Origin of the sequence: Synechococcus sp. CCY 0621, assembly GCF_019038465.1 — a bacterium.
GTDB lineage: Bacteria > Cyanobacteriota > Cyanobacteriia > PCC-6307 > Cyanobiaceae > Cyanobium.
The window spans coordinates 1-13,948 of record NZ_JAFKRH010000015.1 but is presented as its reverse complement, the minus strand read 5'-3'; the positions used below and the strand labels follow the sequence as shown (position 1 = coordinate 13,948).

12 protein-coding genes and 1 tRNA gene are annotated in these 13,948 nt (G+C 62.8%); 10 read left to right on the top strand and 3 right to left on the bottom strand.

Annotated elements, in window-relative coordinates; all coding sequences use genetic code 11:
• Positions 1-301: 301 nt before the first annotated feature.
• The 9 genes from KUG43_RS05215 (at position 302) to KUG43_RS05175 (ending at position 8,373) form a co-directional block, all read left to right on the top strand.
• A complete protein-coding gene (locus KUG43_RS05215) occupies positions 302-964 on the top strand; it encodes a hypothetical protein (RefSeq protein ID WP_216906834.1) in 663 nt (220 codons plus the stop codon).
• A gap of 1,158 nt (positions 965-2,122) precedes the next feature.
• The gene (locus tag KUG43_RS05210) at positions 2,123-2,800 is read left to right on the top strand and encodes a thermonuclease family protein (protein WP_216906832.1); all 678 of its coding nucleotides are present in this window, start codon (positions 2,123-2,125) and stop codon (positions 2,798-2,800) included.
• 128 nt (positions 2,801-2,928) lie between these two features.
• Positions 2,929-4,131 carry a putative phage head morphogenesis protein gene (locus KUG43_RS05205; protein ID WP_216906830.1) on the top strand — a complete coding sequence of 401 codons (1,203 nt, stop codon included), beginning with the start codon at positions 2,929-2,931 and terminating at the stop codon, positions 4,129-4,131.
• A 112-nt stretch (positions 4,132-4,243) separates the two neighbouring features.
• On the top strand, positions 4,244-4,648 hold the full coding sequence (locus KUG43_RS05200; RefSeq protein ID WP_216906828.1) for a hypothetical protein: 405 nt from the start codon (positions 4,244-4,246) through the stop codon (positions 4,646-4,648).
• A 382-nt stretch (positions 4,649-5,030) separates the two neighbouring features.
• Positions 5,031-5,543: a hypothetical protein gene (locus KUG43_RS05195; RefSeq protein ID WP_216906820.1), complete on the top strand. Its 513-nt coding sequence runs from the start codon at positions 5,031-5,033 to the stop codon at positions 5,541-5,543.
• A gap of 99 nt (positions 5,544-5,642) precedes the next feature.
• Positions 5,643-5,834: a hypothetical protein gene (locus KUG43_RS05190; RefSeq protein ID WP_216906818.1), complete on the top strand. Its 192-nt coding sequence runs from the start codon at positions 5,643-5,645 to the stop codon at positions 5,832-5,834.
• Positions 5,835-5,952: 118 nt separating this feature from the next.
• Positions 5,953-6,519, top strand: a complete 567-nt coding sequence (locus KUG43_RS05185) for a tyrosine-type recombinase/integrase (RefSeq protein ID WP_216906816.1) — start codon at positions 5,953-5,955, stop codon at positions 6,517-6,519.
• 642 nt (positions 6,520-7,161) lie between these two features.
• On the top strand, positions 7,162-7,935 hold the full coding sequence (locus KUG43_RS05180; RefSeq protein WP_216906814.1) for a hypothetical protein: 774 nt from the start codon (positions 7,162-7,164) through the stop codon (positions 7,933-7,935).
• A gap of 3 nt (positions 7,936-7,938) precedes the next feature.
• Entirely contained in the window at positions 7,939-8,373 is a 435-nt protein-coding gene (locus KUG43_RS05175) for a hypothetical protein (protein ID WP_216906812.1), read from the top strand.
• Positions 8,374-9,875: 1,502 nt separating this feature from the next.
• On the opposite strand, the gene KUG43_RS05170 is transcribed toward KUG43_RS05175, so the two are convergent.
• Positions 9,876-9,947: transfer RNA gene (locus tag KUG43_RS05170), tRNA-Val, on the bottom strand.
• Positions 9,948-10,022: 75 nt separating this feature from the next.
• Between KUG43_RS05170 and KUG43_RS05165 the strand changes: the two genes are divergently transcribed.
• Positions 10,023-10,577 (top strand): metal-binding protein, encoded by a 555-nt coding sequence (locus tag KUG43_RS05165; protein WP_216906810.1) that lies wholly within the window; start codon positions 10,023-10,025, stop codon positions 10,575-10,577.
• Here the strand turns inward: KUG43_RS05165 and KUG43_RS05160 are convergent.
• Entirely contained in the window at positions 10,522-11,610 is a 1,089-nt protein-coding gene (locus KUG43_RS05160) for a methyltransferase domain-containing protein (protein WP_216906808.1), read from the bottom strand. The two genes, KUG43_RS05165 and KUG43_RS05160, sit on opposite strands and share 56 nt — an antisense overlap.
• Before the next feature lie 55 nt (positions 11,611-11,665).
• Positions 11,666-13,855: a dihydrolipoyl dehydrogenase family protein gene (locus KUG43_RS05155; RefSeq protein ID WP_216906806.1), complete on the bottom strand. Its 2,190-nt coding sequence runs from the start codon at positions 13,853-13,855 to the stop codon at positions 11,666-11,668.
• Between the last annotated feature and the right edge of the window lie 93 nt (positions 13,856-13,948).

Below are 13,948 nucleotides of genomic sequence, written 5' to 3'. Positions count from 1 at the left end.
ATTAGGCACCTAACAATGCCTGAAAGCGGTTCCACTGCAGAGCTTTTCAGCGATTGTTTGGCAAAGGGAGTGTTTGTAAGGGGGGGGCTTAGGGGGGAAAAAGTCCTTTGCATCGCCTGCCATGACCGTTGATCGCTGGCCTCCATCGCCCGACCTGTTGCCCCGGCCCCGCCTGCACCGTCGCCCCGTCCCGCTGCCTCTGTCCGCTGGCGGCCCATCGAGGTGCAACCACCGCCGGAGGATGAGCAGCTCGGGCAGGGGGCCTCTGAGGTGACGCTGGGCGAATTGGTGTGATGGCGACATGAACCGCCCCCGCGCTGAGCATTGCTCCCGGATCACGGCGGGCGCGATCCGTGCCCAGGTGCAACCGGGTGATGTCTCCTCGACTCTGACCGATGGGTCCCCGGTGGAGCTCCGCTGGGGCGCGGTCCGCGGCTGCTTCGGCGGCAAGGGAGGCAAGGCCCTGGTGCTTCTCTGCCCCTCCTGCGCCCGCCCCTGCCGGGTGCTCTGGCTGCCGCCTGCTCAGAGTTGGGGCTGCTGCCAGTGCCGGCCGGTCAGCCACCGATCGCACCGCCGCCCAGGAGCCCGTGCAGGCCGCCTCAAGCCCGCCGCCTGGGATCGTCTGCGTATCGCTCAGGAGCAGTCGCGGATCGCCGATCTGCTGGGCCTGCAGCAGTGGCCCCCCCGCCGACTCTGCTGGGGGCTCTCCCATCTGGCGGACGCCAAGCGCCGTCCCGATGCCCCGCGCCTGAGCTGGGTCCGCCGCGATGCCCTGATGCTTCGTCTAAGCGCTCTTGAAACCCTGCGCGTGGTGACCTTCCTGTCCGAGGGCTCCCTGCTGCCCAAGGCAGGCTTCCTGGAAGGCGAGGGCCAACGGCTGGCAGCAAAAGCTCGCCCGATCCTCATGGCCACGGCTTGGGCACTGCGCCGGCCGGGTCATGACCCGCGCACCTTGCGGCGTTGATCGCATTCCGGCGACATTTTCGCCATGGCCCCAGACCCCGGTTGTGGCAAGGGGAAACGGTTCCCGCCGGCTCTTGCGTTCTGATCATCACCGGCCCGACGTGGGCGCCTGCTTGGATCCTTCCTGCTCGGTGGGCCTACGGGTGCCGCGCCGCCCGAGGCCCCATGCCCCCATGGCCTGGCCCCCGCCAGTACCGCATCTGACGGCAGCCGGGAGCTCTGGTGCAGCCGCTGCACCCCCTTGATGGCGCACCTCGATGAAACTGGCCTTGACTTGTTCTGGCCGCCCTGACCGACCCCAGCACCCACGGCGGCGCTGTCGATGCCAGTAGCTGCCGTACGAAAAAGAAAAGAGCCTGGCTACACGTAATGCCGATAAAGATTCCCGGTTCTACTCAGACGCAGCTGGTACGTTCCACCCCGTGGACCAGAGCGATAGGAGACAGTTCTGACAGCAATGGCTTTACGACGTAAAGCATCCCGATACTCCCGGAGCTTTTGCCTGCGACTTGGCGGGACTGGCGGGCCCATCCATTTCTTTAGCCTTGCTGGCTCATGTGCCGACAGGTCCTTCAAGTGAGTAACTAGAGTTACTGGATAAAGCTCGGCATCACGTTTAATTTTTTCACGAGTGGCTTCTTCGGGCGTCATCCCTTCAGGAATAACAAATTCTGTTTCAGAGGGCAGTGTTGGGATTTCGGAAGGGAGTAGTGGCTGGTTCAATTGACTGTCTTCCTTTTTAGCCCAAGCGAGCAACCCCCTTCGCTCAGCTCGGGTGAGCCGCCAAAAGCGCTTATCAGCCTTGTAAGCCTCCTCCAAGCTCTGTCCGTCGAGTCGAGCAATCTTGATTGAATTGTGGAGTTTAGGTCTGCTGTTCACCGCTCCACCCTCCAGCTGGTCTCCGTACCATGCCACACCCCGACCGACCGCGGGAACACTGAAGACACCCGCTGCCCCTCGATGCCTCCCATCGATGACGCTGCCCTTGACCTGCTCTGGCAGGCCATCACCAACCCCAGCACCAGCCGCCGGCTGACCGGGCGACTCCGGCCGCGAGTGGTGGGGAGACCCCATCCCCGCTGCCGGCTGCAGAGGATGCAGGGGCCCCTGCTGAGGCGGTGCCCGCGGCGATGATGGATTACCGCTACTTCCAGACCGGATGCGGCTCGCACCAATTGCCAGCCTGCTGGCCCTCCCGCTGCTCAGCCCCCTCGCCGTTGATGCCGCCACGGTGATCTCAGTGGGCGATGGCGATACCCTGCGGGTCGAGGATCGTGGGAAGAACATCACAATCCGGGTGGCCTGCATTGATGCCCCGGAGATGGCGCAGGCTCCCTACGGGCAGCAGGCAAGGCAAGCGCTCCAGGAGTTGCTTCCGGTCGGTTCCACGGTGACGCTGAAAGCCCAGACCAAGGATCGGTATGGGAGGACCGTCGCTGAGGTGTTCACCCAGAACGGGACCAATGCGGGCCTCGCGCTGGTACAGCAGGGCCATGCTTTTGCTTATCGCCAGTACCTGAAGCAGTGCGACGAATGGGCTTATCTCGATCGGGAGAGGCTGGCTCAGCGATACCGCGTAGGGGTCTGGAGATTCGACGGCGGGATCCAGCGTCCTTGGGATTGGAGAGACGCCAACCGAGGCGCTCCACGCCAGCCGTCCCAGCGCCCGGTGACGCTGACGATCATTAACGACAGGACAGCTCCCGCATCCAGTCCAGGGCGGCGGTGGTATTGCGCAAATGTCGGCTCCTGGGAGCGGGCCCAGCAGCTGCTGCGGGAGGGGCACACGTACCTCGATGGAGACAGTGACGGCGAAGCCTGCGAGCGGCTGCGCTGATCGAGCCTAGGAGCGTTGAGGAGAACCCCTCCCAATCCATGTTCACAACTCAACCGAGCTTTGCATGATCGGGGGTAGCCTGCGAACATGCTGAGGTGCCAACCGTATAGGACTCGGGAGATGGCCTGATGAATGCCGAAAGTGATGAAGATCTTTTTGAGGCGGCTATCAGATATGCCTTAAGAAAGGGGAAGCTAAATGCAAGGTCTGACGTTGACAAGAGCAAGTCTCGCTTGACTGCGGAAACCTTTGTCATCGTCGCCGTAGATGGCAAGCTTATTGATAGGATCCCCCTGAAGAATCTCAGGCGCGAGGTGGAGCTGGCTTCCGCTCAGTCGAGAAATGCGAATAGGTCAAATGATGCCCTCTCAGCGCCTCGCAAACCAGGCCTTTTCAGCCGTCTCCTGTCTCGACTTAATCCCCCAGCAGGGGAGAATCAAGTTTCTCTTGAAATTGGAGGCAGTGACGTTGACGAGGAGAGTCTGTATGGAAGAGCTGTTCGTGCACTTGAATCAGACCCTGCTTGGTCTGATGGTGATCTGATATGGACAGCTACATTGGACTCCGAAACGCGTCCAATCTGCCTAGGGCTAGACGGGCAACAATACAAGCGCGGAAAGCCGGGCCCATATTGGGATGGACACAAGAAAATCGATCCGATATGGAATTGTAGATGCTATATGATGCCTAAACAGTGGAGAGATCGTGGTGGGGAGAGGATTGTTGTCGGGGACCGAGGGGAGAAGAGTCTCCCATTAAGTGTTACAGGTGGAGAGTGGATCCTGAAGAACCCTCGCACTGCTCGCACTATTTTTGGTGAAGATATTGGAGATCGGCTGCTTGGCCGTCCAACTTCAGGGAAGCCTGTCCAGAAAATAGATTTTGCTAGCGCTGTAAGTGAGTGGATTGATATGTTCGGGGCTAGAGACGGTGACACCAAAAGCCTGGCCCACCTCTCCACGCATGTCAGGCTTTACGAAGAGGCGATGAACCATTACGCCAAAAGGGACGAGAAAGAGAACTTGGATGCCGCACTGGCCATCCTTGAGGAGATTTACTCTCGCTGCGAGTCCTCTTTTCGCCACTACTCAAAGATGATTTCTGGGCGGCCTGCAGGATGGGCCGAGAATTGTTACCAATACATTCCAGAAATGCAAACTGAGGGGTTTTTGGTCAAGGCCTTTCAGCAATTGGCAATTATCTACGACAAGCAAGGCCGTCACTCTGATGCGATAGCAGTCTGCGAGAACGTAGCTCAGGCTGGCTGGAGCGGAGACTGGGCGAAACGAATATCCCGATACCAGAAGAAACTTGCCAAGAAGCCCAGGTAAATCCATGACCACTGACTGCAATTTGCTTCAGCAATCAGGGGGAGCCCCCCGCAGGAAGCTCACCGTTGAAAGGGTCAAACGGGCGGGAGAACTCACCGTCCTGGGCCTCCCAATGCTTTCCATCGCTCAGGCCCTAGGCGTCAACCGCTGCACACTGCGGGAATGGATCGCCGCTGGTCTTAGGCCCGACGCCAGCGAGCTGGAGGCCGCCCTAGCCGCCGCTATCCAACGTGGCCGGGTTGAGGGTGAGGAACGGCTGCTGCAGCAACTGCACAAGATGGCCGAAAAGGGCGACACCCGCGCTGCAACCTGGCTCCTGAGTCATTCGCCCCGCTGGCGCGACAACTGGAGCGAGGCCAGCCACGCTCGAAGGGAGGTGGCGAAGGTGGTCGGCATGTTCGTGGCCGCCTTGGAGGCTGAGCCCAGCCTGCGAACTGAGCAGCGGGAGCGGATCATGCTCCGCGTCAGGGCGCAGGGCCTGGCGCTGGCTGCCGTGGAGGACGAGGGTCAGGAGTAAGGCACATAACGCAATCGTAAGACTGGCTAAAAGGCTTAACGCTTAACGGCCCTCAACGGTGCCGGGATGCCCTGGGTGCCCGGCTTTACGGCGGATCAGCAGGCCGCCAGCAATGCGCAGAAAAATGACGGAAAAACGGGGGGGTTCTTTCCACGAACGCCAGATCGCCCAACGCCTGAACATCAGCCGCCACTGTGTCAGGGTCTGGCTAACTGCCAGCTGACCGCCGCTGCCTAAGGCATCCGCCGGCAGCTTGTGATCGTCGCGATCCGCTCCATCACCCTGACGGTTGCCCCTGATCGCTCTTGACCGGAAGGCTCGGACTTGCAGCTGAAAGCTGTTTGCTGCGATGCTCGGCACAGATGACTAAGCTGTTGGATCTATGAGGAAGATTACTGATTTCAGCCATCCTGTTCAGTTTCTGATCTATTCGGGAGCGCTGATTGGAATAACTCTGCTCATTGCTGCTGCCCCCACCTTGACGACATCTAGGCCGAAGGCGCCCAGCACTGAAGAAGAAAAGGAGAAGGCGCGTATGGCTTTTTGCAAGACTGTTTTAGATGTTACCAAGCCAGACAATCCGACTTGCGGAAAGTACCTGGCGCGGTTGAGGAAGGAAGTTGCTGATGAGAAGGTCGAATTGGTGCGACGACAAGCCGCCCAGGCCGCTGCGGCCCAACGGGCGGTAAATCCTGGGCGCACGCTGTCTGATGAAGAAATGATCAACTGTCAGGTGCTGCTTAAGGAACGCGCCCGCGATCCATCTAGCGTTCAGACTCACGCCAAGACTCCTACCGCAGGCGGTTTGATTGACTTCACTGCAACGAATGGGTTTGGTGGACCCACTCGGGGTGTGTTTCATTGCACAACTGGTGAGGTGATTAACAGCAACTAGCGTTCACTGCCCTTGTCCGGTCACCGGACCCATCCGACCAGCTGCCCTCCCGAACGGGATGCAGCTAACGGCATCGTGGGAGTGCTAAGCCCAACCGAGATGCCTGAGCCTGATCCACGCCGCGTCCGTCTCGCCGCGCTACGCGAGCAGCTGGAGGCCCTAGTCCAGCAGATCAACGCGGCGCCGATGGGGTCGCCGCAGCGGGATGAACTGGCGGATCGTTACGGCCTGCTGCTGGCGTCGGTGGTGACGCTGCGCGAGGAGCTGGAGGGGGCTGACTTTTCGCAGTAAGCGACCTTGCTGAGACTCAGTAAGAAGGATTTAGCCCGTGATCAAGGGCAATCTCTGCATTCCCGTCTCCCTGTCTAGTCGGTTGCTCTTTTACCAAAAGAGCAACTAGGATCAGGGCATGAAGAACGATCGCCACGGCAAGGCCGCTGCCCTCACCGAAGACCAGCTCGACGCTCTGCAGGCCGCTGCGCCCTCGCCCCGCTACGCCTGCCTCTGGGCAATTCAGCGCTGGACCGCCGCCCGCATCTCCGAGGCCCTCGCCCTCACCTGGGCCGACATCAACGGCGTGGTGACTTTCCGCCGGGCCTCCACGAAAACGAAGACCACCCGGCAAGTTCCCATCGTCCATGCCCTGCGGGAGGCCCTAGCCGTCTACCGCACCGCCTGGGAGGCTGAGCATGGTCACCCCCCGGCGTCGACCGAGGCCCTGTTCCCGGCGGCCGGATCGACAACGACACCGCAGACCCGGCAGGCTGCCGATAAGGCCCTTCGCGCCACCTGCGCCCGCTTAGGTCTCCAGGGGGTGAGCACCCATTCTTTCCGCCGGTCGCTGGCTCAATCTGCCGTGGGCCGAGGGGTGCCGTTGCACGTCGTCCAGAAGCTCACCGGCCACAAGTCGCTAGGATCTCTCGGTGAATACCTGAGCGCCACTGATGCCGAGGTGCTGGCTGCAATCGGCGGCTGACGCTCTTAACATCGGCAGATGACACTCTTGAATGCTTGAGGGATACATGATCAACTGGATGTTTTTCAAGATCATGGGCATCGCCGGCTTCCGCGAAATCCTGCGGCGGCTCCGCGAGATTGATAATTAGTAGGTCCCCACTGGTGCAATCGCCGGCACCGGGCTTACCAAGGGCATTCGTGACCGCTGCCGGGAGCTGCCTGCCAGTGCCGAGGCGGCATCAGAAGCGACTAGTCCCTAACCCAACTTTAGCCCAGCTCGGGCTGGCCCTTGCCGATCTGAGCTCCTAGGTACGGGCACGGCGGCAAAAGCAGTGGCGAGTTCTAGTCCAAGTGTGCAACGGTGCCGGGAACACCCAGAAAAGATGATCAACTCGCTGGCTTGATGCAACGCATAAGGCTAAGATCGTCTCACCCTATCAAACTTGCTTTATGAGCCTGTTGTGTTCGCGATTACTTACATCTTTTTGCGCTCAACATGTAGGATTTTTGGGAAATTGTCTGACAACCATGAGCGCTGCGACTCCTGCCAGTTCTCGAGGTCACTCTTTGCGAAAGCGTAGGCATGCCTAGTTCAATTATTGGCAAACTCCACGTATCTCTCGACCGCACGGGCAGCAGAAAATGGTGGCTGTTCACGCGATTGCTGCAGGTTGTTATATTGATCTATATCGCATGTGCAGGCCTATTAGGTGCCGTAAATGGATCCTCGGCACTCCCCATCCCCTTCATTAGCAATGCTTCTCATGGCACATTCCTTGCAGATCTGGCGAATTGGGCCAATCCTTGGCAGCCTGTCGTTCTTCCAATTCTTAGCACAGTTCTGCCACTACTTGAAGCACTTGCAAGATCGTCAACTCCATGGAAATGGGTGGCAATTCAGTCATGCCTAGATGAGTTCGCAAGAGCCGTATACAGCTCTCGTGATCATCAGAACGACTTTGAGTATCAGCACAGGGCAACCATATACCGTGTTCAATATGGCTGTGTCGCAATGCTCAAGCCGCCATGGCACAAATATTTCGTCCCCATAGCAAGGTCTGGAACCGTAACCAAGAATACCCGGAGCATCTTTAGATTTTCTGACCACCCGAACGATATGGAGGGTGTGGTTGGACAGGCATGGTGCATGAATGGACGATGGGTGGAGATCAAAGACGTGCCAACACCTCATCCCACCATGACAGACAAAGAGAAGCAAGACTATTTCAATCTCGTAAGGGTCCCTGTAGACAAGGCAATAGAAATGAACTATAATGCGAAGGCATATGCGGCTATCAGCATAGAGCTAAACGGGAAGCGATGGGGAGTCTTAATTCTAGACAGTACCAATACTGTCATTCCCAAGAATAATGCATACAAACATGCGTTTCGTGTATTTATTTCTGCTATTTCACCAATCCTAGGGACAATCTAAGCCATGGCAGTTTCCGAAAGACCATTTGCCTTGGAATTCTCCAAGGAAATTATAGACACAAGTGTCTCTCAATTCGACATTCCTAAGGCCTGTGTTATTGGCTTTGATCCCTCAGCCTCGGTCTTGTCCCTGCGTTTCCAATATATTTCTGATGAGCCAGCAAAGACATTAAAGGTAGATCCCAGTGATCTAATTGGCTTCGGCAGAAACAGCCATAGAATTGCCTCACTCACTGTGACTTTAGGGCATGAAGGAGAGCAGCGTGAAGTAGCCTTTCCATTGTTGAATGCACTCAAAAATGGAACCAAGGCAATTAGGGAAGTTACGCCACAGCAGAATATCCCATATGAAAATCATAGAATCATCTCCAATCTTCTGCAGGACAACGCATCCCAAATTGCCAAATTCATCCAAATGGTGAATTCCGGCAAAGCATGACAGGCTCTCGTGCGATTCCTTAGGCTTTAGTAGCTGGATTAGTGAATTATGAGCGCCACTCGATTAACATAATCTATCGGGAAATCGCAAGTAAGCGATGCAGGCTATCACGGTCTCGCCCAGATGCCACTATTTGCTGGCCATCAATGTGTTCTCATTCGCAACTAGCGGCTATCGAGCCGTTAAGATTGCCGCCACCTTTGCAAGGAGTCCCGGCGCGTCTAATCGCCGCCCATAGGTACACAGGTGTACTGCTGGGGAGTGTCCCATCAGCTCGGCTGCTTCCCTGACGTGCAACCCAAGGTCCAGGCCCAACCGGAGTGCGAAGGCATGACGGAGGCCATAAGAAGTCAGCTCCTCAGGCAGATGTAACCGGCGCAGCTGCTGTGTCAGGACTTGCCCAGGTGATCTAGCCGAAAGCAAGGATTGCGGAAGCCCTTCTTGCCGCCACCGTGCAAGCAATCCATGGCAGTCCGATTGCCAACCAGCGGGAGGGACCGCTGGTACGACGCGTGCACCACTGCTTCCCCGGCTGGACCGCTTGCTGCGCGAAACGACCGCCACTAGTTGGCCATCTCTCCATTCTAATTCCAAACCCTGTAGCTCCTTTGGGCGGAGACCGAACACGATCATGCAGTCCCAGGCCACCGCGTCAGCAGCAGTCAGACGGCTCTGCTGAATGGACACACGCAGTTGATCAATCTCGTCATCGGTGAAGCTCCTCACCCCCTCCGCTGCCGCTACAGCCTTCCCGTTCCCTCGAAGCGAGTTCAACTCCTCCGGCCAGTTCCAGCCGGCCTCCTTCCACAGCCTGCGGGCACGGTCGTAGGCCATCTGCCGGCTGCGGCTGTTTGGCGGCCAGCCCCGCAGAAAGGCGGCCAGGAATGACTCATCGTCGGCCCAGTTGCGCTCCTCCGCCGTGGTGGCTATCCGGTTGAGGTATGGCTGCCAGGTCCGCTCCCAGGTGCCGGCCTGCATCTGTTCCCCAACCAACTGCTCGCGCAGTTGTCGGGTCAGGCGGCGGAGGTGGCTGGGCTGTAAGTGACCAGGGTCATCCGCCGCTGGTGTGGCATCGGGATGAGGCCAGGACCAGCTGGCCGCCATGACGGCATCGAACACCCCGCAGGCTTCGGCCAAGGCAGTGGCGGCCGTAGAGGGCCCTGGCGGAGTGGACAAGGTGAGCGCCCTTTGCTTCGGTCCAGCGGCGGCTTGCTCGCCAGGACGGGGGGGAAACTCCTTGCTCACCAGCCGCAGGCGGTCGCCATGAACCTGGAGATACCAGCCGCTGCGGCCCGCCCGATGCCGCTTGAAAGCGCGGCTCAGATCGTGTTGCCACGGAGGGCAGGCCATCGCAGTTTTTCGCCCCTGGTAAATCCTGGGTAAAAAGCTAGCCCATAAGGACTAAATCGGTCCGATTCTGTCCGCTCCTGTCTCGGGGCGCCTTGGCCGAGAACCCTTGGTAAAACGCGGTTCTGGCCTGGGATCTGAGATTCTGAGAGAGATGCCCGATGCCGGTTTCGAACCAGCGACATCCTGCTTGTAAGGCAGGCGCTCTACCGCTGAGCTAATCGGGCGATGGCGGCATTCTGGCGGAAGGGGCGCCGCGCACCGATGGCCGGTACCTTGCCGGCAGCGTCCGGACCCAGGCCATGGCCAGCGGCCGCAGCCACGATCGCGCCACCCGACGGCTGGCTCTGCCGTTCGGGCTGCTCTGGTGGCCGGCTCTGGGGCCGGTGGGAGTGGCTGTCGCCACCGGTGCCTTCCTGCTCGGTGGCCTCTGGCTCTCCCCCGACCTGGACACCCGCTCCAACGCCACCCGCCGCTGGGGGCCGCTGCGGCTGCTGTGGTGGCCCTACCGGCGCCTGCTCAGCCACCGCTCCCTGCTCTCCCACAGCCCCCTGCTGGGCACCAGCCTGCGGCTGCTGTGGCTGGCGGCGCTGATGCTGCTCGCCTGCGCCGCCCTCGGGCCCCTGGGCGCCCCGGCGCCTGGCGAGCTGGTGCAGCGGGGCCGGGAGCTCTGGGGCTCCCAGCGGCCCCTGCTGCTGGCGGCCTTCGTGGGCCTGGAGGCCAGCAGCTGGCTGCATCTGCTCCAGGACGGCGATCCGATCCCGCGGCTGCCGCGGCCCTTGCGAGCCGTGGGCCGTCGCCTCAGCAGCAGGAGCCGCCGGCGGCGGTCGGCTGGGGCGCGGGTCCGTCGGCGCTAGAGGAGGGCGCAACATCGAAGGGGATGGCGCTGCCGCAGCCCTCGAACAGGCCGTAGTGGCGGCTGAAATCGCCGATGAACTCGAAGTGGGGCGCCAGCCGGCTCTCCGCCAGCATGCGGAAGGTGTTGCCGCAGACCGGAAACACCCGCCCCGTTTCGATCTGGTGGTGCTTGTCGAAGGGCAGGGCGTCGGGGTGGCCGGCGATGCTGCCGCGGTAGATCACCGCCTGGCCGTGGTCCTCGCAGGCGTCATCGAGGGCCCCGATCCGGAACAGCCGGTAGGTGGCGGAGAAGAAGCGGATCGCTCCGGTGCGGGCGGCCAGCTCCGGGTCGGTGATCTCCAGGGGCCGGTCGCCCACCAGGCGCGGATCGGCGAAGCCGGCCTGGCGGGCCAGCCGCAGGAAGTCGTTCCAGTAGAGGGCGCCGCTGAGGCATTCGCCGTGCAGCACCGGGTCGTGGCGCAGGGCCTCGGGCACGCGCCGGTCGGCGTAGACGTCGGCGAAGAAGAATTCCCCGCCGGGCTTCAGCAGCCGCCGCACCCCGTTGAGCACCGCCAGCTTGTCGGCCGACAGGTTGACCACGCAGTTGGAGATGACCAGATCGAAGCTGCCGGGCTCCAGGGGCAGGGCCTCCAGCTGCTCGATGCGGCCCTCCAGAAACTGCACGTTGGCGTAGCCGAACACCTCGGCGTGGTGGTCGACGTGGCGCCGGGCCACCGCCAGCTGCTCCGGCGTCATGTCAACGCCCACCACCGCGCCGCCGGGCCCCACCAGCTGGGCCAGCAGGTACACGTCGCGGCCGCTGCCGCAGCCCAGGTCGAGCACCCGCAGGCCCTCCAGCAGCGGCGGCGCCACCAGGCCGCAGCCGTAGTAGCGGCTCAGCACCTCGGGGTGGATCCGGGCCAGCAGGGGCCGCAGCGCCGGCGGCACGCTGCTGGCGTCGCAGCAGGCGCTGGTGCGCAGGTCGGCGCTGCTGCTGAGGGTGGAGCCGTAGTACTCCTGAACGCTGCGGTGCAGATCGGCGGCGCTGGTCATCGGGGAGGGGTCGCAGGGGGTTGGGTGGGAGCGGTGTGTCGCGGTGCGCGGGGGCTCAGCCTTGGCGCCGCCAGGCGTGGTAGCGGCGCAGCCAGGGCAGCAGGTGCTGGGGTACCCGCTGCTTCTTCCAGACACCGGCGGTGTATTTGTTGGCCTCGGCCAGAGTGGGATAGGCGTGGATCGTCCCGAAGATCCTGCCTAGTCCCAGGCCCCATTTCATGGCCAGCACGAACTCGGCCAGCAGTTCGCCGGCGTGCTCGGCCACGATCGTGGCGCCCAGGATCCGGTCGCTGCCCGGTGGGGTGAGCACTTTCACGAACCCGCGTTCAGCGCTCTCGACGATGGCACGGTCGAGTTCGTGCAGGGGGAATCGCGTCACCTCCACCGCCACCCCCCGGGCCGCCGCCTCGGCTTCGGTGAGCCCCACCGTCGCCACCTCCGGATCGGTGAAGGTGGTGCGCGGGATGACGCGGTTGTCCACCTTGAAGGAGCGCAGCTGGCCGAACAGGGCATTGACCGCCGCATACCAGGCCTGGTGGGCGGCGGTGTGGGTGAACTGGTACGGCCCGGCCACGTCGCCGGCGGCGTAGATGTTGGGGTAGAGCGTCTGCAGGAAGGCGTTGGTGGTGATCGTGGCGCCGGTGGGAATGCCCAGCTCCTCGAGGCCGTAGCCCTGCAGCCGGGCACGGCGGCCCAGGGCACAGAGCACGGCGTCGCAGGCGATCCGCTCCCGCCGCTCCCCCTGCCGCACCAGCACCGTCACCGCCCCGCCGGGGGCGGGATCCCGCTCGAAGCCGAGCACCTCGGTGTCCATGTGCAGGGTCACGCCGTCCTCCTCGAGGGCCTGCTGCACCTCGGCGGCCACATCGGCGTCCTCCTTGCGCAGCAGGCGGTCGCTGCGCTGGATCTGGGTGATCGATAGACCCAGCTGGGCCAGGGCCTGGGCCAGTTCGCAGGCGATCGGCCCGCCCCCCAGCACCGCCAGCCGCGGCCGTTCCAGCGGGCACTGGGCCAGCCAGCCCCAGACGGTCTCGCTGGTCAGCAGGGGTACCGCCTCGCTGCCCGGCCAGTCGGGCTGCACCGGTTCGGCGCCGGTGGCCAGCACGATCGCCCGGGCGGTGAGCCGCTGCTCGGTGCCCGCGTCGGTGCGGATCGCCACCGTCCAGGGATCGAGCAGGCGGGCCTCGCCGCGCAGCACCTCCACCCCCAGGCCCTCGTAGCGCTCGACGCTGTCGTGGGGGGCCACGGCCGCCACTTTGGCGGCCACCCGCTCCAGCACCCGCCGCACGCTCAGCCGCGGTTCCAGCGGCTCAAGTCCGTAGCGGTCGGCCCGGCGCAGGCGCGCCGCCAGCCGCGCCGAGCTGATCAGCGCCTTGCTGGGCACGCAGCCGGTGTTGAGGCAGTCGCCGCCCATGGCGCCGCGCTCCACCAGGGTCACCCGCGCCTTCACCGTGGCGGCGATGTAGGCGGTCACCAGCCCCGCCGCGCCAGCGCCGATCACGATCAGGTTGCGATCGAAGCGGCGCGGCCACCGCCAGCGCCGGTAGAGCCGCCAGGTCTGCCAGCGGCCCAGGGCCGCCTTGGCCAGCCAGGGGAACAGGGCCAGCAGCAGCAGCGACCCCAGCAGCGGCGGGCTGAGGATGCCGCCGACCCCGCGCAGCTGGGCCAGCTGGGTGCCGGCGTTCACGTAGACGAACGTGCCGGGAAGCATGCCGATCTGGCTGGTGAAGTAAAAGCTGGCCGCCCGGATCGGCGTCAGCGCCATCAGCAGGTTCACCAGGAAGAAGGGGAACACCGGCGCCAGCCGCAGGCTGAGCAGGTAGAGCACCCCATCGTGCGCCACCCCCGCCTCGATCGGCGCCAGCTGGCGGGCGAACCGCCGCCGCACCGGTTCCCGCAGCAGGGTGCGGGCCACCAGGAAGGCCAGCAGGGCGCCGATGCTGGAGGCGAACGACACCAGCAGGGTGCCCAGCCCGACCCCGAAGAGCGCCCCCCCGGCCAGGGTGAGCACCGCGGCCCCCGGCAGCGACAGGGCCGCCACCAGCACGTAGAGCAGCAGGTAGGCGCCCGCCACCAGCAGGGGGGCCTGGCGGCGCTGTTCCAGCAGGGCGCCATGGGCCGCCTTCAGGGCCTCCAGGGTGAGCTGGCGGTGCAGGCCCAGCGCGAAGAACAGGACCACCGCCAGGGCGATGGCGGCGAGCAGCAGCAGCTGGCGCCAGCGTGAAGGGGAGGGGGGTGGGGCCATGGGGAGATCCGTTCCTCCGTCGTACCGACGATCTGGCGTTGCGGATTGCCCCGCCCCCGGGTAGGAGGCCATCCGCGCGGCCCTCTGGTCGGT